Origin of the sequence: Streptomyces griseus subsp. griseus, assembly GCF_000720255.1 — a bacterium.
GTDB lineage: Bacteria > Actinomycetota > Actinomycetes > Streptomycetales > Streptomycetaceae > Streptomyces > Streptomyces griseus_I.
In genome coordinates, this window is the sequence record NZ_JOJE01000031.1 from 88,126 (window position 1) to 107,420 (window position 19,295).

Annotated in this window: 19 protein-coding genes and 1 pseudogene; 8 read left to right on the top strand and 12 right to left on the bottom strand. The window is 70.5% G+C overall.

All coding sequences use genetic code 11. The annotated features are described in order from the left end of the window. Positions 1–85 precede the first annotated feature (85 nt). The 3 genes from IG99_RS32010 (at position 86) to IG99_RS49115 (ending at position 4,934) form a co-directional block, all read left to right on the top strand. Positions 86–2,734 carry a carbohydrate-binding protein gene (locus tag IG99_RS32010; RefSeq protein WP_037680151.1) on the top strand — a complete coding sequence of 883 codons (2,649 nt, stop codon included), beginning with the start codon at positions 86–88 and terminating at the stop codon, positions 2,732–2,734. A 32-nt stretch (positions 2,735–2,766) separates the two neighbouring features. Then, positions 2,767–4,587, top strand: a complete 1,821-nt coding sequence (locus IG99_RS32015) for an RICIN domain-containing protein (protein WP_037680153.1) — start codon at positions 2,767–2,769, stop codon at positions 4,585–4,587. Between the two features lie 185 nt (positions 4,588–4,772). Then, the gene (locus IG99_RS49115; protein ID WP_158973280.1) at positions 4,773–4,934 is read left to right on the top strand and encodes a hypothetical protein; all 162 of its coding nucleotides are present in this window, start codon (positions 4,773–4,775) and stop codon (positions 4,932–4,934) included. A 72-nt stretch (positions 4,935–5,006) separates the two neighbouring features. Here the strand turns inward: IG99_RS49115 and IG99_RS32020 are convergent, their stop codons facing one another. Then, positions 5,007–6,362, bottom strand: a complete 1,356-nt coding sequence (locus IG99_RS32020) for an alpha-L-fucosidase (protein WP_078948025.1) — start codon at positions 6,360–6,362, stop codon at positions 5,007–5,009. A gap of 282 nt (positions 6,363–6,644) precedes the next feature. Between IG99_RS32020 and IG99_RS32025 the strand changes: the two genes are divergently transcribed. Next, entirely contained in the window at positions 6,645–6,920 is a 276-nt protein-coding gene (locus IG99_RS32025) for a hypothetical protein (RefSeq protein ID WP_037680157.1), read from the top strand. 78 nt (positions 6,921–6,998) lie between these two features. On the opposite strand, the gene IG99_RS32030 is transcribed toward IG99_RS32025, so the two are convergent. Both IG99_RS32030 and IG99_RS32035 read right to left on the bottom strand, forming a co-directional pair. Further along, on the bottom strand, positions 6,999–7,202 hold the full coding sequence (locus IG99_RS32030) for a cold-shock protein (protein WP_037680159.1): 204 nt from the start codon (positions 7,200–7,202) through the stop codon (positions 6,999–7,001). A gap of 316 nt (positions 7,203–7,518) precedes the next feature. Next, positions 7,519–7,959: a hypothetical protein gene (locus IG99_RS32035; protein WP_037680162.1), complete on the bottom strand. Its 441-nt coding sequence runs from the start codon at positions 7,957–7,959 to the stop codon at positions 7,519–7,521. A 68-nt stretch (positions 7,960–8,027) separates the two neighbouring features. On the opposite strand from IG99_RS32035, the gene IG99_RS32040 reads away from it, so the two are divergent. Then, positions 8,028–8,735 carry a helix-turn-helix transcriptional regulator gene (locus IG99_RS32040; protein ID WP_051866147.1) on the top strand — a complete coding sequence of 236 codons (708 nt, stop codon included), beginning with the start codon at positions 8,028–8,030 and terminating at the stop codon, positions 8,733–8,735. Here the strand turns inward: IG99_RS32040 and IG99_RS46310 are convergent. The 5 genes and pseudogenes from IG99_RS46310 to IG99_RS32065 form a co-directional block, all read right to left on the bottom strand. Further along, positions 8,707–9,032, bottom strand: a pseudogene (locus IG99_RS46310) (hypothetical protein); the annotation flags it as partial. The gene IG99_RS32040 and the pseudogene IG99_RS46310 sit on opposite strands and share 29 nt — an antisense overlap. A 4-nt stretch (positions 9,033–9,036) precedes the next feature. Further along, positions 9,037–10,605: an MFS transporter gene (locus IG99_RS32050; RefSeq protein WP_078948026.1), complete on the bottom strand. Its 1,569-nt coding sequence runs from the start codon at positions 10,603–10,605 to the stop codon at positions 9,037–9,039. A 226-nt stretch (positions 10,606–10,831) separates the two neighbouring features. Further along, the gene (locus IG99_RS32055; protein WP_037680165.1) at positions 10,832–11,362 is read right to left on the bottom strand and encodes a cupin domain-containing protein; all 531 of its coding nucleotides are present in this window, start codon (positions 11,360–11,362) and stop codon (positions 10,832–10,834) included. A 91-nt stretch (positions 11,363–11,453) separates the two neighbouring features. Further along, entirely contained in the window at positions 11,454–12,371 is a 918-nt protein-coding gene (locus IG99_RS32060) for a phosphotransferase family protein (RefSeq protein WP_234312032.1), read from the bottom strand. Between the two features lie 132 nt (positions 12,372–12,503). Further along, a complete protein-coding gene (locus IG99_RS32065) occupies positions 12,504–12,803 on the bottom strand; it encodes an NAD(P)-dependent oxidoreductase (protein ID WP_037680167.1) in 300 nt (99 codons plus the stop codon). A gap of 28 nt (positions 12,804–12,831) precedes the next feature. On the opposite strand from IG99_RS32065, the gene IG99_RS32070 reads away from it, so the two are divergent. After that, on the top strand, positions 12,832–13,470 hold the full coding sequence (locus IG99_RS32070) for a zinc-binding dehydrogenase (RefSeq protein ID WP_037680171.1): 639 nt from the start codon (positions 12,832–12,834) through the stop codon (positions 13,468–13,470). Between the two features lie 107 nt (positions 13,471–13,577). Then, positions 13,578–14,492 carry a LysR substrate-binding domain-containing protein gene (locus IG99_RS32075; RefSeq protein WP_037680174.1) on the top strand — a complete coding sequence of 305 codons (915 nt, stop codon included), beginning with the start codon at positions 13,578–13,580 and terminating at the stop codon, positions 14,490–14,492. A 137-nt stretch (positions 14,493–14,629) separates the two neighbouring features. On the opposite strand, the gene IG99_RS32080 is transcribed toward IG99_RS32075, so the two are convergent. The 4 genes from IG99_RS32080 to IG99_RS32095 form a co-directional block, all read right to left on the bottom strand. Continuing rightward, positions 14,630–15,808: an acyl-CoA dehydrogenase family protein gene (locus IG99_RS32080; protein ID WP_037680176.1), complete on the bottom strand. Its 1,179-nt coding sequence runs from the start codon at positions 15,806–15,808 to the stop codon at positions 14,630–14,632. Further along, positions 15,805–17,037 (bottom strand): CaiB/BaiF CoA transferase family protein, encoded by a 1,233-nt coding sequence (locus IG99_RS32085; RefSeq protein WP_051866149.1) that lies wholly within the window; start codon positions 17,035–17,037, stop codon positions 15,805–15,807. Before IG99_RS32085 ends, IG99_RS32080 begins: the two co-directional genes overlap by 4 nt. Further along, on the bottom strand, positions 17,037–17,426 hold the full coding sequence (locus tag IG99_RS32090) for a PhlB family protein (RefSeq protein WP_051866151.1): 390 nt from the start codon (positions 17,424–17,426) through the stop codon (positions 17,037–17,039). The genes IG99_RS32085 and IG99_RS32090 overlap by 1 nt, the downstream gene beginning before the upstream one ends. 193 nt (positions 17,427–17,619) lie before the next feature. After that, positions 17,620–18,801: a substrate-binding domain-containing protein gene (locus tag IG99_RS32095; protein ID WP_234312033.1), complete on the bottom strand. Its 1,182-nt coding sequence runs from the start codon at positions 18,799–18,801 to the stop codon at positions 17,620–17,622. Between IG99_RS32095 and IG99_RS32100 the strand changes: the two genes are divergently transcribed. After that, positions 18,758–19,255 carry a TetR/AcrR family transcriptional regulator gene (locus IG99_RS32100; RefSeq protein ID WP_078948032.1) on the top strand — a complete coding sequence of 166 codons (498 nt, stop codon included), beginning with the start codon at positions 18,758–18,760 and terminating at the stop codon, positions 19,253–19,255. The genes IG99_RS32095 and IG99_RS32100 overlap by 44 nt on opposite strands. The last annotated feature ends 40 nt before the right edge of the window (positions 19,256–19,295 follow it).

Here is a 19,295-nt window from a genome sequence, read left to right on the forward strand (position 1 = left end):
ATCACTGACGGGACGGACCACCCCCACGGAGACCTCAGTGTCACGCAGAAGCAGCACGAGAACAGCGGGCGCCGGCGCCACGGCCGTGACGGCCCTCGCCGCCCTCCTCGCCGTACCGGCCGCCGGTGCGGCCCACGCGGCGGAACCGGAGCAGCTCACCATCGACCTCGCCACCGACACCGGCGCGTTCCACGGCGGCGCCTCCGGCTCCCTGTACGGGGTCTACGGCGACGGTGTGCCGAGCCGCAACGTCCTCGAGGGCATGCACGTCCGCACGGTGTCGACGAAGGCGCAGGACGGCCCCCAGCACCCGGGCGCGGACGCCCTGGAAATGCTGCCGCCGTTCGTGGACTCCGGCGGCAAGGACGTCTACATCTACATGACCGACATCTACCGCGGCTTCCCCTACCAGTGGCCCGGTGCCGACGGTCCGGCGCGGCTCACCGGCTTCAAGGAGAAGATCCGCAAGCAGGTCCAGCAGGTCCTGACCATGGGTGACTACAAGGACCACGTCGTCTACGTCCCCTTCAACGAACCCGAAGGGAACATGTTCGGCACGGGTGAGTGGAGCTACAACAAGGTCTCCTGGCTGAACGACCCGCGGTACTACTTCGCGGCCTGGAAGGAGGTCTACCACCTCATCAAGGGCCTCGACCCGGACGCCCGTGTCGCCGGCCCCAACACCAGCGTGCTCTACGACCAGGTCAAGGGCTTCCTCCAGTACGCCAAGGCCAACGACGTCGTGCCGGACGTGATGACCTGGCACGAACTGTCGTCGCCCGCCGCGGTCCGCACGAACGTGGCGAAGTACCGGCAGATGGAGAAGGACGTCGGGGTCGGCCCGCTGCCCGTCAACGTCAACGAGTACGGGCACAACTACCACCTCTCCGTGCCCGGCCAGGTGGTCCAGTGGGTCTCCGCGATCGAGGAGTCCAAGATCGACGCCGACCTCGCCTACTGGAACATCGACGGCAACCTCAACGACTCGGCCGTGGAGGCCAACAAGGGCAACGGCCAGTGGTGGCTGTTCAACGCCTACGGCCGGATGACCGGGCACACCGTCGAGGTGACCGCCCCGCACCCCAACCAGCAGTACACCCTCCAGGGCGTCGCCACCCTCGACGAGGCGAAGAAGCAGTCCAGGGCGCTCTTCGGCGGCAAGAGCGGCGACGCGGACGTCGTCTTCAAGAGCGTCGACCCCGAGCTGTTCGGCACGACCGTGCACGCCACCGTGCAGGAGATCCCCTGGAGCGGGCAGGTCGGCGACTCGGCCCAGCCGCTGCGGCTGTCGGACCAGGAGGTCGCCGTCGGCGCCGACGGCACCGTCACCATCCCGATGACCGGCATGAACGAGATGTCGGCGTACCAGGTCATCCTCTCCCCCGGTGGCAACGGAGGTGCGGCGGTCGAACCCTCGGTGAGCTGGCGCAAGACGTACGAGGCGGAGAACGCCACGTACACCGGCGGCGGCTACTCGAAGAACGGCCCCGAGGGGACGCCCTCCAACGTCGGCGGGTTCGCCACCTCCGGCACCTACAACGTCGGCGGGCTGCGCACCGGCTCCGACGGGACGCTCGCGTTCGACGTGGACGTGCCCCAGGACGGCACCTACGACCTGAGCGTGTTCGCCAACTCCTACAACCTCTACGGCCTGGTGAAGGAACAGGGGCCCACCAACGTCTTCCTGCGTGTCGACGGCGAGAACCCGCAGGAGCTGCGCCTCCCTCTCGGCTACAAGTGGGTGGTCTGGGGCCACACGGACACCACGGTACGGCTCACCGCCGGCAAGCACCGGCTCACACTCGCCGCGAAGGACCCCGACCTCGGTGTCACCAAGGGCGACGCCATCATCGACAAGATCGACCTGTTGCTGCGGGACGCGCACGTGACCGCGCCCGCGGTCTACGAGGCCGAGTACGCCACGCTCGCCGGGGCCCGGCCCAGCTACACGCACCCCGGTGCCTCGGGACCCGGCGCCGTGCCCCTGGCCCAGGGCGACTCCGCGACCTTCTGGGTCCACTCCCCCACCGACGGCGAATCGACCCTGTACGTCGACCACTTGGGCGGCGGCCGGGCGACCCTGTCCCTGAACGGCGAGAAGCTGGACGTGCCCAAGGTCGGTGGCGGCAAGAAGGGCACGGACAGCGTCCGGATGTTCCTGTCCGGCGGCATCAACAAGATCACCGTCACCGGTGCCGCACGTGAACTGGTCCTGGACCGGCTGCGGGTCGCGCCCGCCGACGGCGCCCTGGAGACGAAGGTGTACCAGGCCGAGGACGGCACCCTCACCGGCGCCGCCAAGGTGACCGACGCCTACACCTTCGCCTCCAACGGAAAGGCCGTCACCGACATCGGCGACGGCAAGGACAACGCCCTCAGCGTCGACGTCGTCGCCCGGCGGTCCGGGCGGCACGCGGTGACCATCCGCTACTCCAACGCGGAGCAGGCGCCCGCCACCCACTACAACCCGGACCCGATCGCCCGGCACGCCGACCTCTCGGTCAACGGCGGACCGGCCCGCCGAGTGCTGTTCCCGACCACCTTCCACTTCAACAACTTCTGGGAACTCACCGTCCCGGTGACGCTGAGGAAGGGCACGAACCGGCTGACGTTCACGGCGGACGAACTGCCCGACTTCAACGGCGACACCCACAACCAGTACGCCCAGCGTTCCGCGTACGCGCCGGTCATCGACCGCATCGCCGTCACCCCCCTCGCACAACAGCAGTCCTGACGTCCCCCCTCGAAAGATCTCGGAGTCGCACCATGCGCCACCGTTCACCACGCCTGCTGTCCACGGCCGCCCTCCTCACGGCCCTGGCGGCCGGTCTGCTGCCCGCCACCACCGCGCACGCCGCCGACACCGCCGTCACCGTGGACTTCGCCACCGCCGGCGGAGCCCCGACCCACCACGCCTCGGGCACGATCTACGGGATGACCCCGGGCGGTTCACTGCCACAGGACCACTTCTTCAAGGACATCAAGTGGCACTTCATGCGGGCCGGCGGTGCCCAGCTCAACAACGGCGGCTACGCCACCAGCCTCGCCGCCTACCAGACCCGCTGGAACTCCACGCTGGCCCAGTACAAGCGGACCGCCGCGCTCGGCGGCACGTTCGTCCTGCTCCCGCACGACCTGTGGGGCGCCGACGGCACCACCAGCCAGGGCTGGCCCGGTGACAACGGCGACTGGACACAGTTCGACAACTTCGTCACCCAGCTCATCAACGACGTCCGCGCCAACAACATGACCGTCCAGTGGGACCTGTGGAACGAACCCGACGGCAGGAACTTCTGGGGCGCCTCGCAGAGCCAGTACCTCCAGATGTGGTCGCGGTTCTACGCCCGTGTCCGGGCCGCGTTCCCGAACCAGCTCATCGTCGGACCCAGCATCGCGGGCCAGCCGAACTCGTCCAACACCTGGTGGACCACCTACCTCAACTACATCAAGGCCAACAACGTCGCCCCCGACATCTACAGTTGGCACGACGAGCCCGGTGACCCGGTCACCGACGTCGGCCGCGCCAACTCGACGCTGGCCGCGGCGGGCCTGACCAACACCCGGCCGTACCAGATCAACGAGTACGCCACCCTGTCCATGCAGTCCCCGGGCGGCGGCGCCTGGTTCATCGGCCGCCTGGAGCGGGCCGGCGCCGACGGCCTACGCGGCAACTGGGCCTCGGGCACCAACCTGCACGACTACGAGGCCAACCTGCTCACCAAGAACAGCGCCGGGCAGTACCTGCCGCTCGGCGAGTGGTTCATGTACCGCTACTACGGCTCGCAGTCGGGCAACATCGTCAACCTCGTGCCGGGCACCGGCACCGACGGCCTGGCCACCAAGGACAACACGGCCAGAAACGCGAAGGTCCTGCTGGGCAGCAGCGGCAACACCGGCACGGTCACCGTCAACCTCACCGGCCTGAACACGACGTCGGTGGTGGAGAACAGCCAGGTCCGGGCCGTCGTACAGCGCGTCCCCTGGAACAACGGCGGCGCGGTGGCCGGGCCGGAGACCATCTCCGACACCACCCTCAACGTCAGCGGCAACTCCGCCTCACTGACCCTGCCCTGGTCGAACGCCAAGGACGGCTACACCGTCACCCTGCTCCCGCCGTCCAACACCACCGCCTCCACCGTCGCCGTGAGCCAGAACAGCGGCCAGTGCCTGGACGACACCAACCTCAGCACCGCCAACGGCACGCAGTACCAGCAGTATTACTGCGAGGGCGGCTACCAGCAGATGCTCGACCTCAAGCCGGTCGCCGGCCGGACCAACACCTACACGGTCGTCAACGAGCTCAGCGGCAAGTGCCTCGACGTGGCCGGTGCCTCCACGGCCGACGACGCGGCCGTCCAGCAGTACACCTGCAACGGCCAGACCAACCAGATGTTCACGCTCAACCCCGTCACCGCGCTCGGCAACAGCCACGACTACCAGTTGGTCGCGGTTCACAGCGGCAAGTGCGTCGACGTCTCCGACGTCTCCACTCAGCCCCGGGCCCTGATCCACCAGTGGACCTGCGACCCGGCGAGCGCTCTCAGCACGAAGAAGAACCAGATCTGGAGGCTGCTGGGCAGAGCCTGAGCCGAGCCGCCGCTGGAGCGACCGACCCCGATCGGCCGTTCCGGCGGCGGCACAGCGCGTTCATCGGCCGGAGTGGTCCGGAGTGGTGGCGGGCCCAGCCCTCGATCGTCGTGGCATTCCGCGGTTCGGCCGATACTCCGCGAAGCCCTTGAGTTCGTCGCCGGCCGGTCCACTCCAACCCCGCCATGGCCGAGCTGGTCCCGCTCGCCGAGACCTCCCAGGTCAGGGCCCGCGAGGACGCCACCGGCAAGGGCAAGGAAGCCGCGCTGAAGGCCGCCGCCCGACCCGGCCCACGGCGCTGGGTCACCGACCGTTGCCGTACTGCTCCGTCGCGGCCCTGCCGGTGAGCGCCACCCTGAGGCGGGGAGTCACGATGTGCTCGGCCCGCGTGAGGTGCCCCCACCGGGGCGGGGCGCTCTTCATGAGGCCGCTGCGATCGCGGCCGCGCGCGCCAGGACGGGGGTGTCGCGCGCCTGCGCCACCTCGATCAGCACGGCGTCGACCTCCGTCGGCGGGAACATCAGGACACGCTGGTGGCCCACCGCGTTCGCCTCGGCGAGCGTCGTCCACCGGCCGTCCCGGTGGCCCCGTACGACGACGTGCTCGACGCGCTGTCCCTGGGTGATGTCCTCGCCGAGGACGACCGCCTCGACCCGGTGGAGCCGCGCGAACACGAGGGTCACCCCGGGCAGGGGATCCGCTTCGTCGGGCCGCCACGGCGTACGGCCCGCGGCGCCGGGCCAGGCGGTCGCGATGTCACCGACGTTCCCGGAGGAGACCGTCGCGGTCGCCTCGACGCGCCGCGACCGGAAATCCGCGATGCGCCGCCCGAGTCCCTCCAGCACCGCCACGTCGGTGTCCCGGATGCGCCCGTCCCGGGCCGGCGGGACGTTGAGCAGAAAACAGGCGTTGCCGCCTACGGTACGCAGATAGACGGTGAACAGCTCGTCCACGGAGCGGACTCGGGTGTCCTCGGCCGGATGGTGGAACCAGCCGGGGCGGATGGAGGTGTTGACCTCGGCCGGGTACCAGACCAGGTCGTCCTCGTGCCCGGCCAGCGCGGCGCGGCTGCCGAAGTCGCGGTCGTCGCTGCGCACGAGCCGGACGAACGTCGTGTCGTCCGTCTTCTGTGAGCGGTCCGCCGTCCGTTCGGCGTCCTGAAGGGCGCGCGGTACGACACTCCACTCGTCGGGGCGGGTGTGCCCGGCCTCGTTGCCGCACCAGCGGACGTCGGGCCCGCAGACGCTGATGACCGCGTCCGGCTGGAGTTCCCGGATCACCGCGTAGTACCGCTCCCAGTCGTACTGCTGGACACCGCCGCCCGGGCCCTCGCCGTTCGCGCCGTCCAGCCACACCGAGAACACCGGTCCGTAGCGGGTCAGCAACTCGGTGAGCTGGGCGACGTAGAAGTCGTCGTACCCGGTCCCGGAGCCGTAGGAGGCCTCGGTGCGGTCCCAGGGCGAGAGATAGACGCCGAACCGCAGTCCGTGGCGCCGGGCCGCGTCGGCGACCTCCGCGACCACGTCACCGTCGCCACCCCGCCAGGGCGACGAGGCGACCGAGTGGGAGGTGACGTCGCTCGGCCACAGGCAGAAGCCGTCGTGGTGCTTGCAGGTGAGGATCACGCCGGTCATCCCGGCACTCTTGAGCGCCACGACCCACTGGTCGGCGTCGAGTCCGTCCGGGGCGAAGGCGGCCGGGTCCTCGTGCCCCTCGCCCCACTCCCGGTCCGTCATGGTGTTCATGCCGAAGTGGAGGAACCCGTAGAACTCCATGTCCTGCCAAGCGAGTTGGCGTGCACTGGGCCTTACGGCAGCCAACGCCCGACCGAACCCGGCCCGACCGGGCTCCGCCGCCGCGCCCGCGGTCAGCGGAGCCCCCGGTCGTACGAGGAGTTGACGGCCGGGCGGTTGCGCACCGGGCACGCGGAGTTCTTCGTGACGGTCATGGCGATTTCCGTTCCCCTCACCTCGCGGCTTTACGGCGCCTCCGCGCGTCCGGCCTTTCCCGCTGTGATGAACTGATCTTTTGATCACCAGTGACGCGGGGGAGAGACGATGGCAGACGCAGAGCAGCAGTTCCGCCAGGACGGGCACCGGATCGAGAAGTGGTCGATCGGCTGGATGCTGATGTCACTGGCGATGTGGGTGTGGTTCGGCTACCGGTTCCTACTGGACGACGACCAGGGCACCTTCGCACGGGCCGAAGACGGCCGGGCCTTGGTGGGCATACTCGCGCTCGCGGTCATCCCGACGATCATCACGGCGGCGACCCTCGTGTACGCCCGGGTGCTTTTCTGCCTGGCTCGTCGGACCGGGGCAGAGGGCGGGTGAGGGATCCCGGGTTCAGCCCTGTGCGCCGACACCCGGCGTTCCGCAGGGGAACGCCGGGTGTCGTCGGAGTGAGTGCGGTCAGGCCGGGCGAATGTTCTCCGCCTGCGGACCCTTCTGGCCCTGGGTGACGTCGAACTCGACCGTCTGCCCCTCCTGCAGCTCGCGGTACCCCTGGCCGGTGATGTTGGAGTAGTGCGCGAACACGTCGGGGCCGCCGCCCTGCTGCTCGATGAAGCCGAAGCCCTTCTCGCTGTTGAACCACTTGACTGTGCCCTTGGCCATAACCGTCTCCTTCGAGGGAAACCGAGCTCGCACCCTGCGCGCCCGGGAGGTGATCGCCCTGGTCCGGAGAGGTGCTGAACAGCAAGAACGCCCGTGATGGCGATCACGGGCGAACGAACTTCGGAACCACGACTGCTGATCACAACGCTATCTCGGCTTGGCTGCCGTCGCTACTCAAAACGCGCCAGCGCGGAGTTCTGCCTGTCGTTGCTGGCCGGTTGTCGGCCACACTTCCTCCGGGTCGTCGGAGCGGTGGGAGGCGGATGAGCCTCTGGCGCTCACCCGCCTCCACGCCAACCGTGCCCTGCGGCTTCCGTCAGTGCGACTGCGGCTTGCCGTGGTAGCGCTGGGCGAGCCGGGCCAGGGCGATCGCGCCGAGCAAGAGTCCGAAGTCGCGCAGGGCGATGTCGTAGTGGCCGGGAATGCTCAGCAGGTTGACGATGATGCCGCCGAGCCAGGCGGCGACCAGCCATCCTCCGAAGCGAGGGGCCAGGCCGACTACGACTCCTGCCACGATCTCGATCACACCCACCCCGTACATGGCTGCCTGGGCGCTGCCCGGCACCACGTCGTTGATCCACGGCGCGAGGTAGGCGGGCCAGTCCACGAGCAGGTTGGCGAACTTGTCCAGCCCGAACAGGATCGGCGCGACCGTGAATCCGGTGCGCAGGATGACGAACGCCTGGTAGCCGGGGTCGTTACGAAGAACGGCCCGCCGCGGGGTGGCGGGGGTGGTGCTTGTCGTTGCGGACGTCATGACGCACGCCCTTTCCTTCTATAGACAACTCTCACTATTCATAGAAGCGTGGGCATCTTCTTTAGTCAATGGCTACGGGTTTTACACTGGTGTTCGTGGATCACTCCGAACCAGCACCCCGCACCGGCGTCTCCGCCGTAGCCGCCCTGGACGAGCCGACCCGCAGGAGGCTGTACGAGCACGTCGTGCGGCAGCCGGGCCCGGTGAGCCGTGACGAAGCCGCGGAGGCACTGGGCCTGGCCCGGCAGACCGCGGCCTTCCACCTCGACCGCCTGGCCGACGAATCACTGCTCGATGTCGTCTACGAGCGGCGCAGCGGACGCACCGGACCGGGAGCCGGCCGGCCCGCAAAGCTCTACAAGCGCTCCGCCCAGCAGGTCACCGTCAGCCTGCCCGAGCGGCACTACGAACTGGCCGGGCGGCTCCTCGCCCAGGCCTTGGAAGAATCGGAAGCCACCGGTGAACCGGTGCGGACATGCCTGCGCCGAAAGGCCAAGGAGCTGGGCACACGGCTCGGCGCCGAGGGCCAGGCAGACGCGTTCGACCTGCTGGAGCGGTACGGATTCGAGCCGCGCCATGAGGGCGACGCCATCTTGCTGGGCAACTGCCCCTTCCACGCCCTCGCCCGGGAGCACACCCAGACGGTGTGCGACATGAACCTCCACCTGCTCGGCGGTGTCCTCGACGGGCTCGGCGAAGGCGGCCTCCAGGCGCGCCTGGCCCCCGGCCCCGGCCACTGCTGCGTCCGTCTGGAGCCGGCTCCCTTCGTGGGGTGAACTGCCGCACGACGTCAGGCTCAGCCGGCTCCTTGCCGTCGTGGGCCGCCCTGACCTCTGCTGCTCCTGCCGGGTCACGCCAGATGTTGACCCCATGCAACGGGGGGCGCTACGTCCCGACCGGAGGCGCGGTCGCACGCACTACGTGCAGCCGGGCCGCCGGAAGACGATGGGCGGACCGTCGACCACGCTGCGGCGCCGCGCCTCCAGCGCACCGAGGGACCTCGGGAAGATCAGCGGCGAGTTCACGCCCGCGAGCAGCACAAGCACCGATCGCCCAGTCGGCTCCCCGCTCATTCGGTCATCGGAGACCGTCGCTCCGCCCTGCCTTCTTGTTCGCTTCCGTCGGGCTGAGCGTGGCGTCCAACGCCTCGGCAGCACCCGGCTCCCGGCCCGCGGGGTGGCGCAGGGCGCAGAGGAAGCCGATGCCGAGGGCGATCGCCATGCCGTAGAACACCCACTGGTTGGCCTCCGCGAAGTCCATGCGGATCGAGGACATCGCGTCGCGCATGGCCGTCGCCACGGGTCCGCCGCCGGTGGGGGTACGGGCATCCGCCTGGCCGGTGATCTCCTGCGCCACGTTCCCGGCCACCGAGTGCGCGGTGCCGGACGGGACCCCGCGCGCCTGGAGCGTTTCCGCGACACGGTCGGTCATGGCGTGCGTCAGGATCGTGCCGAAGACGGCCAGGCCGACGCTGGCCGCGTAGTTGCGGACGGTCTGGGTGATGCCGGTGACCTCGCCGTAGGAGGCGTCGATCGAGCGGTTGACGGCGTCCGTCGAGGCCGGGGCGAGGATGAAACCGATGCCCGCTCCGGCGAGGGCGGCGTAGGGCCACTGGTCGTGCATGGACAGGTCGGTCAGTTTGCCGGCCCACAGCGCGAACCCGACGGCGCCGAGCACGCACCCGATCTTCAGTGCCGGGCGGGCGCCCTGCTTGTCGAGGATGCGGCCGCCCCACTGGGAGGCGATGGCGAACCCGGCGAAGAAGTACAGCAAGTACAGCCCTGCCTGGTTGGGCGAGGCGCTGAGCGAGACCTGGGCGTAGACCGAGGCGAAGAAGAACACGGGGACGAACGCCAGCATGGCGAAGAAGAGCACCAGCGCGTCCACCGTGAAGGCGCGGTCGCGGAAGACCGACAGGTTGATCAACGGGTGGCTGGTGCGCAGTTCGTAGCGGCAGAAGACGTACAGCACCGCGAGGCCGCCGACGATGCAGGCCCAGGTCGCCGCGCTGTCCCAGCCCCAGACCGACGCCTGCTGGAAGCCGAGGACGCTCGCGCCCATGCCGACCGCGATCAGCAGCGCGCCCGTGACGTCCAGGGGCTCGTCGCGCCGCCGGTCGGAGACGCGGGCGAGCGCGGTGAGGATCAGCGCCACGACGGCGACGGGGATGTTGACCCAGAAGATCGCCCGCCAGGTCCAGCTGGTCAACCAGCCGCCGAGCAGCGGCCCCAGGGCGGTGAGGGCTCCGGTGACGCCGAAGAACAGGGCCAGTGCGCGCCCCCGCCGCTCGACCGGGAACACGGCCACGACGACCGCGAGCGCGGCGGGGAAGAGCAGCGCGGCCCCGAGTCCCTGGGTGGCCCGGAAGACGATGAGCCAGGTCAGTGCGTAGCCCTCGGTGGGTACGCAGCCACACAGCACCGAGGAGATCACGAAGATCAGCGTGCCCGCCACGACGACGCGGCGGGGTCCCCACAGGTCGGCGAGGCGCCCGCCGACGGCGAAGAACGCGGCCAGGGACAGCAGGTAGGCGTTGACCACCCATTGCATGCCCGAGGTGGACAGGCCCAGTTCGGAGACGATGTCGGGCGCCGCGATCGACACGATCGTCTGGTCGATGAACGTCATCGCCACCGCGAACATCATGGCCGCGAGCGCCAGCGGCTGGGACGCCGCTCGTCCGGCGCCTAACCTGCTCCGGTCACCTGTGTGCGTACGGCTCACCCGGCCAGTCTGTGCCCGGACCGGTGACGGCGCATGTCGGAGGTCGATATCCCCGGCTTCGGCTCCGGCAGTCCGCCGTCTCCCCCGCACCCCGGCCCCCCGGCGCGCCGCGTTGCCCTTGCCTGCGGCTTCGTCCGGCTGCCGCCCGTCAGCGGTCGCGTTCGGCGCCGATGAGGACGAAGGCCATCGTGACCGGCTGGTCGCTGTGGTTGCGCCAGCCGTGGCGGGTGCCGTTCTGGATCACGACGTCCCCCGCCGACAGGTGGGTGTGGTGGCCGTCGTCGAGTTCGAGGACGATCTCGCCCCGCAGCACGATGCCGTAGTCCACGGTCGGCGTCGTATGCATGCCGTCGGCCTCCATCAGGTCCGCGAGACCGGGCGAGTCGGCCTGCTGCTCCCGGCCGTGGGCGACGGGGTCGAACGCCGGGTCGGCCATCGCGGTGTCCGGCGGCAGGGTCAGGACGATGAACCGGTTGCCGCCGGGCGCGGGGAGCAGGCTGGTGACCTTCGGCGTGGGGTCCGCGCCGGTCCGGCCGAGGGGTTCACCGGGTTCGGTGGCCCACAGCAGGCGGGACACGAAGCCCGGCAGAGTGGTGAACTCCCGGCTGCGCGGTACGGGACCGTCGCTGACGACGACGGATCTGCCGTTCTCGTCATGGCCGGTGACGATTCTGCGCATGGGTGCCTCCTGGGCTGGATCGGGGCGGGGCGGGTCGGGTCGCCTGCGGTTGAGTGCGGTGGGGCGAGCGGGGGCGACAGCGTCGGTCGCCTCAGTCGGGCAGACACCCGTCGGACTCCGTTTGGGCCCCGAGCGCGGTCGTCCAGGCGTCGAACAGGTCCGCCGTCGCGTGGGCCGGCGTCCGGAGCAGGGCCGCTGCCACCTCACGCACGAACAGCCGCTGTGCTTCGTCCGTGAGGTACTCCACCGGGGACTTGCCGTCCACACGGGCGAGCAGCAGCGCGGGCAGGAGTGACGCGGCACGTGCCTCGACGGCCGGCCGGGGCTCCCAGTCGACGTACCGGATGTACTCCTCGGCCAGTACGCGCGCGGATGACAGGAGTTCGGCGCGGCGACCGCGTACCACCAGGCTCTTGAGGAGCAAGTGGTTGAGGCAGAAGGCCAGGTCGAAGGCGGGGTCTCCGTACCAGGCGCACTCGGCGTCCAGCAGCACCGGGCCGGACGGTCCCACGAGGATGTTCTTCGGGCTGACGTCACCGTGGACCAGGGCCAGGTGCGTGGTGGCGGTGCGGTCGGCGAGGCCCTGAAGGACGTCGCTCAGGGTGGAGTGCGCGGCGGCGGTGGCCAGCAGATACGGCTCGATGCGCAGCGCGTGGAAGTTGTCGTCAGTGGCGAACTCCGCCGCGAGGGCGCTGTCCCCCGCGCTCCGCGCGTGCAGGGTGCCCAGCAGCTCTCCGACGGCGGCCGCGGTCGCCACCCGGACGTCGCCGTCCAGCAGCTGCGCCTTCCACATCGGGTACCGCTCGGGGGGCAGGTACGCCATCGCGAAGATCCCGGCTTCGACGTCGTGGGCCAGCGGTTCCGGCACGCTGTCGGGGCGGTGCCGGGAGGCGAAGCGCATCCACGCCCATTCGTAGGCGTTGCGCGAGAGGGGCGCCTGCCACTCGGCCGCGACCCGCAGCCGGGCCAGGGCCCGCTTGACGCACAGGGAGCGGCCCGGCAGGTCCACCCGCCACAGGTCGGACGAGACACCACCGGCCAGGGGCGTCCAGCGCGCGCTCGCCGGGGCGGGTGAGCTCGTGGGCGAACAGGAAGTCGGAGAGCGCGGGGTCCGGCATCGTAGGCGCGGAGCTCGGGCCCATCATCGGGCACCCGGCCCGGCGGTCGGGCCGCTGGGGCTGTTGCAGGGGTGGGCCGGCGCCTCGCCGGCCAGGATCCGTACGACCTCCTCCGCGGCGCGGCGGCGCAGTTCCGTCACCGAGGCGTCGGAGGAGAAGGCGACGTGCGGGGTGAGCAGGGCGCCCGGCTGGTCCAGGAGCGCGGCGGGGACGTGCGGTTCGCTCTCCAGTACGTCGAAGGCGGCGGCGTCCAGGTGCCCGCGGTCCGGTGCCTTGACCACCGCGTCGGTGTCGACGAGGCCGCCCCGGCTGACATTGACCACAGACCGCCGGGTTTCATCAGCTCCAGCCATGACGTTCGAGCAGGCCGGAAAACTCGGCTACATCGGCACCTCCTACGGCGCCCTCAAGCACGCCGGGGCCGGCCCCGGCCAGGTCGCGCTGATCGACGGGATCACCGGCACTCTCGGTGTGGCCGCCACCCTGCTCGCGCTGGCCTCGGGTGTCTCCAGGGTCCTCGGGACCGGCCGCAACGAGGAACTCCTCAAGCGGGTCAAGGAACTGGCCCCGGACCGCATCGAGGTCATGCGGCTGGGCGAGGGCTCCTCCGGCGCGTGGGCGAAGTCCCGCACCGGCGGCGAGGGGGTGGACTTCGTCATCAGCGCCCTGGGGGCGAAGGCCCCGGTGGAGACCATGCTGGACTCCATGCAGGGCGTCCGCCGCGGCGGCAGGGTGAGCAACGTCGGTGGTGTGGGCGACCCGTTGCCCGTGGACGTGAAGTGGCTGATGGACGAGCAGGTCCAGCTGATCGGCTCCAACTGGTTCTCCACCGCGCAGGGCCAGGAGATCGCCGACATGGTGGCCACCGGAGCCCTGGTCCTGTCCTACCTGATCACGAAGTCCTTCCCGCTGGAAAAGGTCAACGAGGCGATTTCTGGACGTATCACGGACCGCGACGGCGGCTTCAGCAACTACGTCGTGATTCCCTGAACTCCCCCGAACGCACCCCGCGGCGTCCTGTTCTGCCCTGACACCGCCGCGGGGTGTTTCCCGTCCCGTGCCCTCCCCGGCACGGGCCCCGCACCACGGAGGATCCGGTGGAACTGCGCTGGCTGGAATCGTTCGTCACCGTCGCGGAGGAACTGCACTTCGCGCGAGCCGCCGATCGTCTGCACCTGGCCCCGTCGGCACTGAGCGCCCAGGTCAGAGCGCTGGAGTCGCACCTGGGCGTGCGGCTGATCGACCGGGGACGGCGAACGCGCCCGGCGCTGACCAGCGCCGGGCGGCTGTTTCTCGAAGAGGCACGGCTGACCCTCGCCCAGGCCGCCCGGGCCGAGGCGGTGGGACGGCGGGCCGGGCGCGGGGAGCTGGGGCACGCCCAGATCGCATACGTCGCCTCCGCCGCGTTCTCCGGAGTGCTGACCGACGTCCTCACCCGCTGCGGGGGATCCGGCACCGAACTCACGCTCCAAGTACGCGAGTTGGAGACCCCCGCCCAGCTGGAGGCACTGGCCTGCGGGGACATCGACGTCGGCTTTCTGCGCTGGCGGCCGGAGTACCCGCCCGAGGTCACGGCCACCTGCCTGCTCACCGAGGACGTCGTCCTGGCCCTGCCGGCCGGCGCGCCGCTGGCCGCGTACGAGGCGGTGCCGGCGGCGCGGCTGCGCGACGAGTCGTTCGTGGCCCCGCACTTCGACGAGGAGTACGGCTGCCGTGACCAGATCCTCGAGGTGGCGCAGCGAGGGGGGTTCAGCCCGCGGTGCGCTCCGCCGGTGCGGGACTTCATCGCGGCCCTGACCCTGGTGGGCGGTGGTCTCGCGGTGGCCCTGGTGCCGGACTCGCTGCGGCGTGTACAGATCCCGGGCGTGGCCTACCGTCCCCTCGCGGACGTGGCGCTGACCACCAGACTCGTGGGCGCCTACCGCCGGCGCGAGACCTCGCCCGCGGTGCGCGCCGTGATCCGCCGGCTGCGGCAGGCCGCCGCGGCCAAGGTCACCGCCGACCGTCAGTGAGGCTCACCGCCCGCGGCGCGCCGGGGTCCGCTTCTTCCTCCGCCCCCTGTCGCTGTGCCCACTCGGCAGAAGGCCGGCACCGTGTACGCGCACGGTGCCGGCCTTCTGCCGTGGCGCCGGGAAGGGCGCCGCGGTGGTCAGCGGAAGGCCGCCTGGCCGGTGAGCGCCTGGCCGATCACCAGGGTGTGCATCTCGCTGGTGCCCTCGTAGGTCAGGACGGACTCCAGGTTGTTGGCGTGGCGCAGCGGCGAGTACTCCAGGGAGATGCCGTTGGCGCCGAGGACGGTGCGGCACTCGCGGGCGATGGCGAGCGCTTCGCGGACGTTGTTGAGCTTGCCGACGCTGATCTGCTCGGGCCTGATGCGGCGCTGGTCCTTGAGCCGGCCGAGGTGGACGGCGAGGAGGGCGGCGCTGCCCAGGGACACGCTCATGTCGGCGAGCTTCTTCTGGGTGAGCTGGAAGGCGCTGATCGGCTTGTCGAACTGCACCCGGGAGTCGGCGTACTCGATGGCCGCCTGGAGCGAGTCGCGTCCCGCGCCGACCGCGCCGAACAGGATGCCGAAGCGGGCTTCGTTCAGGCAGGAGAGGGGCCCGCGCAGACCCTCGGCGAGCGGGAGCCGCGCCGAGTCGGGAAGCCGTACGTTGTCGAAGGACAGTTCCGAGGTGATGGACGCGCGCAGGGACATCTTCTGCTTGATGTCCTGAGTGGTGAAGCCGGGTGTGCCGCGCGGCACGAGGAAGCCGCGGACGCCGTCCTCGGTCTGCGCCCACACCGTGGCGACATCGGCGATGCCGCCGTTGGTGATCCACATCTTGGACCCGTTGAGGACCCAGTCTCCCCCGCTGTCACGGACGGCCCTGGTACGCATCCCCGCCGGGTTGCTGCCGAAGTCGGGCTCGGTCAGGCCGAAGCAGCCGATCGCCTCACCGGCGGCGAGCCGGGGCAGCCACTGCTGCTTCTGCTCCTCCGAGCCCCACTTCCAGATGGAGAACATCGACAGTGAGCCCTGCACGGAGACGAAGCTGCGGAAACCGGAGTCCGCCGCCTCCAGTTCCATACAGGCGAGGCCGTAGCTGACGGCGTTGGTGCCCGCACAGCCGTAGCCTTCGAGGTGCATGCCGAGTACGCCCAACTTTCCCAGTTCAGGGGCGAGTTCGCGGGCGAAGTGGGCGTTCTCGAACCACTCCCCGATGTGCGGGCGGACCCGGTCGGCGAGGAACTTGGCGACGGTCGCCTGGATCTCGCGTTCCTCGTCACTGAGGGTGGAGGAGAGGTCGAGAAGGTCGAGGGGGTCCTTGATCGGCTTGCGGCTCATCGGGGGCTCCTGGTGGTTACGGGTGTCGGTACGGTCGTAGGAAGGTCGTTGAGGATCTCGGCGGTGTGCTGCCCCAGGCGCGGCGGCGGCAGTCGGTACCGCGCGGGGGTACCGCTCAGCGCGATGGGGTTCGCGACCTGGCGGGAGGGCTCGGGCTGGGCTTCGCCGGCGGACGCCGGGGGCGAGAGCGGTTCGGTGGGGATGTCGACGATGCCGGGCAGGCCGAGTTTCCGGGCGAATCCGAAGGCCTCGTCCAGGGAGTTGACCGGTCCGGCGGGCACCCCGGCGGCCAGCAGGACGGCCGACCATTGGTCGGCGCCGGCGGCCGCCAGTCGGCGGGTCAGCAGGTCGCGCAGTTCGGCGCGATGGGCGACCCGGTCGGCGTTGGTGCGGAAGCGGTCGTCGAGGGCGAGACCGGGGTCGCCCACGGCGTCGGCGAGCGCCGCGAACTGCCGGTCGTTGCCCACCGCGATCGCGATGGGACGATCGGCCGCCGGGAAGGTCTCGTACGGGGCGATGCTCGGGTGGGCGTTGCCCATCCGGCCCGGTACCACACCGGCCACGGCGAACGCCGACGCCTGGTTGACCATGGCCGACAGCAGCGAGGCGAGCAGGTTCACCTCGACGAGCTGCCCCTCTCCCGTGGCGTCCCGGTGCCGGAGGGCGGCGAGGATGCCGAGGGAGGCGTGCAGGCCGGTGATCACGTCGACCAGGGCCACGCCCGCCTTCGTCGGTTCCCCGGCCGCGTCCCCCGTGACGCTCATCAGACCGCCGACGGCCTGCACGAGCAGGTCGTATCCGGGGATCGCCGCGCCCTCTCCGCTGCCGAAACCGCTGATCGAACAGTAGATCAACCCCGGGTGCAGTGCCTGGAGTCGGCGGTGGCCCAGACCCAGCCGCTCCATCGTCCCGGGGCGGAAGTTCTCCACCAGGACGTCGGACTCGGCGATCAGGGCACGGGCCTGTGCGAGGCCGGTCCCGGTCGTGAGGTCCAGGACGACGGACCGCTTGTTCCGGTTGACGCTCAGGAAGTACGTCGACGTGCCGTCATGGTCGGCCGGCGGGTGCCAGGCCCTGGTGTCGTCCCCTACGCCCGGCCGCTCCACCTTCACCACGTCGGCGCCGAGGTCGGCGAGGAGCATCGTGGCGTAGGGCCCCGCGAGAACCCGGGAGAAGTCGGCGATCCGCAGCCCCTCCAGCGCGCCGCGCCCCGGCAGTCCGCCGGTCATCACCAGCGCTCCGCGGGCGATGCCGGGCGGGTGAGTTCGACGACGGGGACGCCCTGACCGAGGGGGCCGACGCCCCGTACGACCCGCACTCTCGATCCGACCGCCACCACGAAGGGTGCCGTGCCGGAGACCTGGCAGATCAGGGTGAAGCCCTCGTCCATCGCGACGAACCAGGTGTTCTGCTGGGCGTGCCCGTTGCGGCGCACGACCGCCCCGGCGCCCGCGCTGCGCTCTCGCCGGAAGGCGGCGGATCCGCAGGCCCGGCAGAACGAACGGCGGAAGGCCGGGGTGCCGCACCAGCGGCAGAGCTGGAAGAACAGCTCGTCCCCGCGTTCGTCCTCGCGGTCTTCCTGGCCCTCGGTGTGACCACGGGTGGGTGTCTGGAGCATCACGGCCTCCTGCACGCGGTTCGGTGCCCGGAAACGGGTCTGTGGACCCGATCTCGGGACCCGTTCTCGGAACCCGATGTGGCTCCTCCACCCTGGCTCTGCCGCGGATCGCCGGTCAACGACCTCCTGACGCACCTTTGTGCGCGGAAAACGTTCCGCGCGGTGATGACGGCCCGCGGCACGGCTGCCCCGTTCAGCCGCCGGTCGACTCCCGTACCACTACGGTGTAGGAGCTGACGAACTCCTCCTGGTCCCTGCCTCGTTCGTCCCGTTCCATGCGGTCGGCCAGGAGGTCGACCGCTCGCTGGGCCATCGCGTCGTGGTCCGGGTCGATGGTGGACAGCGAGGGGACGAGGAACTCGCTCTCCTCGACGTTGTCGAAGCCGATCACCTTGACCTGGCCCGGCACCGCCACCCCGGCGTCGGCGAGACCCCGCAGCACACCCATGGCCATGGTGTCGGTGGCGCAGAAGACGCCGTCGATGTCGAGGCCGCTCTCCACCATCTCCCGGGCCCGTCGCGCACCCGCGCGCATCGTGAAGGCGTCCATGCTCTGTACGAGAGCCGGGTCCACAGGCAGGCCCGCGTCCAGCAGTGCCTGCCGGTAGCCCGTGAAGCGGAGGCTGGAGACGTCGACCTCGTCTCCCAACGGCCCGCACACCATCGCGATGCGCCGGCAGCCGCGCTCGATCAGGTGACGGGTGGCCGCCCGGGACGCCTCGACGTTGGGCATGGCGACATGGTCCACGGGACCGCCGAAGATCCGCTCGCCGAGGATGACCACGGGGTAGTCCACCTTGAGCCGTTCGACGTCGGCCGCGCCCATGCCCACGGTGCTGAGGATCAGCCCGTCGTAGAGCCGGTTGCGGGACATGGACAGCACGTCGAGTTCGTTCTCGCGTGAGGCGCCGGTCTGCTCGATGCTCACCCGCAGACCGTGTCCCTCGGCGGCGGCGATGATGGCGGTGGCCAACCGGCCGTAGCTCTGCTGCATCAGCGTCTCGGTCCACTTGTAGTCCGCGTCGGACGCGCCCGAGGCGATGCGGTAGAGCTTGTTGTCGCCGTGGTCGCGGCAGTACGTGGCGTACTGGCGGGCCAGATCGGCGGAGTACTCGGCGCGCATGTTGCCGCCACAGCCCCAGGTCTCGTTGCCGATGCCCCAGTACTTCACCCGCCAGGGCTCGTCCCGCCCGTTGGCCTTGCGCAGCCGCACCATCGGGCTGTCGCCGTCGCGGGTGAGGTACTCGACCCACTCGCTCATCTCCTGGACGGTGCCGCTGCCGACGTTGCCGCTGATGTAGGGCTCGGCGCCGAGCAGTTCGCACAGGGCCATGAACTCATGGGTGCCGAGCGTGGAAGCGCCCGTACGCGACATCGCGACCAAGGCAGGTGTCGAGGTGGGGACGATCTACCGCCACTTCCCGACGCGAGCGGATCTCATCGTCGCCGTCTACCGGCACCAGGTCGACGCCTGCGCCGAGGCCGGTCCCGCCCTGCTGGAGGCCGGCGCGAGTCCGCACGCCGCACTGGAGCAGTGGATCAACCTGTTCGTCGACTTCCTGGTCACCAAACACGGACTCGCCGCCGTACTGCGGTCCGACAGCACCGGCTTCGAGGCGCTGCACACCTACTTCCTCGACCGCCTCGTCCCGGTCTGCGCCCAACTGCTCGACGCCGCGGCCGCCGCCGGCGAGATCCGCTCCGGCCTTCGGGCCTACGAACTCATGCGCGGCGTCGGCAACCTCTGCGTCGGCGCGGACGGCGACCCCGACTACGACCCACGCCGACTGGTCGAACTCCTCATCGCGGGACTGCGCCCACCACGCTGATCGCCGCCCCGCACCCCCTGTCCGGCTCAGCGTGGCTCTG

Coding starts and splice junctions, on each gene's coding strand:
- IG99_RS32015 (WP_037680153.1), top strand. CDS start 2,767: ATGCGCCACCGTTCACCACGCCTGCTGTCCACGGCCGCCCTCCTCACG.
- IG99_RS49115 (WP_158973280.1), top strand. CDS start 4,773: ATGGCCGAGCTGGTCCCGCTCGCCGAGACCTCCCAGGTCAGGGCCCGC.
- IG99_RS32020 (WP_078948025.1), bottom strand. CDS start 6,362: ATGGAGTTCTACGGGTTCCTCCACTTCGGCATGAACACCATGACGGAC.
- IG99_RS32025 (WP_037680157.1), top strand. CDS start 6,645: ATGGCAGACGCAGAGCAGCAGTTCCGCCAGGACGGGCACCGGATCGAG.
- IG99_RS32030 (WP_037680159.1), bottom strand. CDS start 7,202: ATGGCCAAGGGCACAGTCAAGTGGTTCAACAGCGAGAAGGGCTTCGGC.
- IG99_RS32035 (WP_037680162.1), bottom strand. CDS start 7,959: ATGACGTCCGCAACGACAAGCACCACCCCCGCCACCCCGCGGCGGGCC.
- IG99_RS32040 (WP_051866147.1), top strand. CDS start 8,028: ATGGCTACGGGTTTTACACTGGTGTTCGTGGATCACTCCGAACCAGCA.
- IG99_RS32050 (WP_078948026.1), bottom strand. CDS start 10,605: ATGATGTTCGCGGTGGCGATGACGTTCATCGACCAGACGATCGTGTCG.
- IG99_RS32055 (WP_037680165.1), bottom strand. CDS start 11,362: ATGCGCAGAATCGTCACCGGCCATGACGAGAACGGCAGATCCGTCGTC.
- IG99_RS32070 (WP_037680171.1), top strand. CDS start 12,832: ATGACGTTCGAGCAGGCCGGAAAACTCGGCTACATCGGCACCTCCTAC.
- IG99_RS32080 (WP_037680176.1), bottom strand. CDS start 15,808: ATGAGCCGCAAGCCGATCAAGGACCCCCTCGACCTTCTCGACCTCTCC.
- IG99_RS32085 (WP_051866149.1), bottom strand. CDS start 17,037: ATGACCGGCGGACTGCCGGGGCGCGGCGCGCTGGAGGGGCTGCGGATC.
- IG99_RS32090 (WP_051866151.1), bottom strand. CDS start 17,426: ATGCTCCAGACACCCACCCGTGGTCACACCGAGGGCCAGGAAGACCGC.
- IG99_RS32100 (WP_078948032.1), top strand. CDS start 18,758: ATGAACTCATGGGTGCCGAGCGTGGAAGCGCCCGTACGCGACATCGCG.
- IG99_RS32095 (WP_234312033.1), bottom strand. CDS start 18,801: ATGTCGCGTACGGGCGCTTCCACGCTCGGCACCCATGAGTTCATGGCC.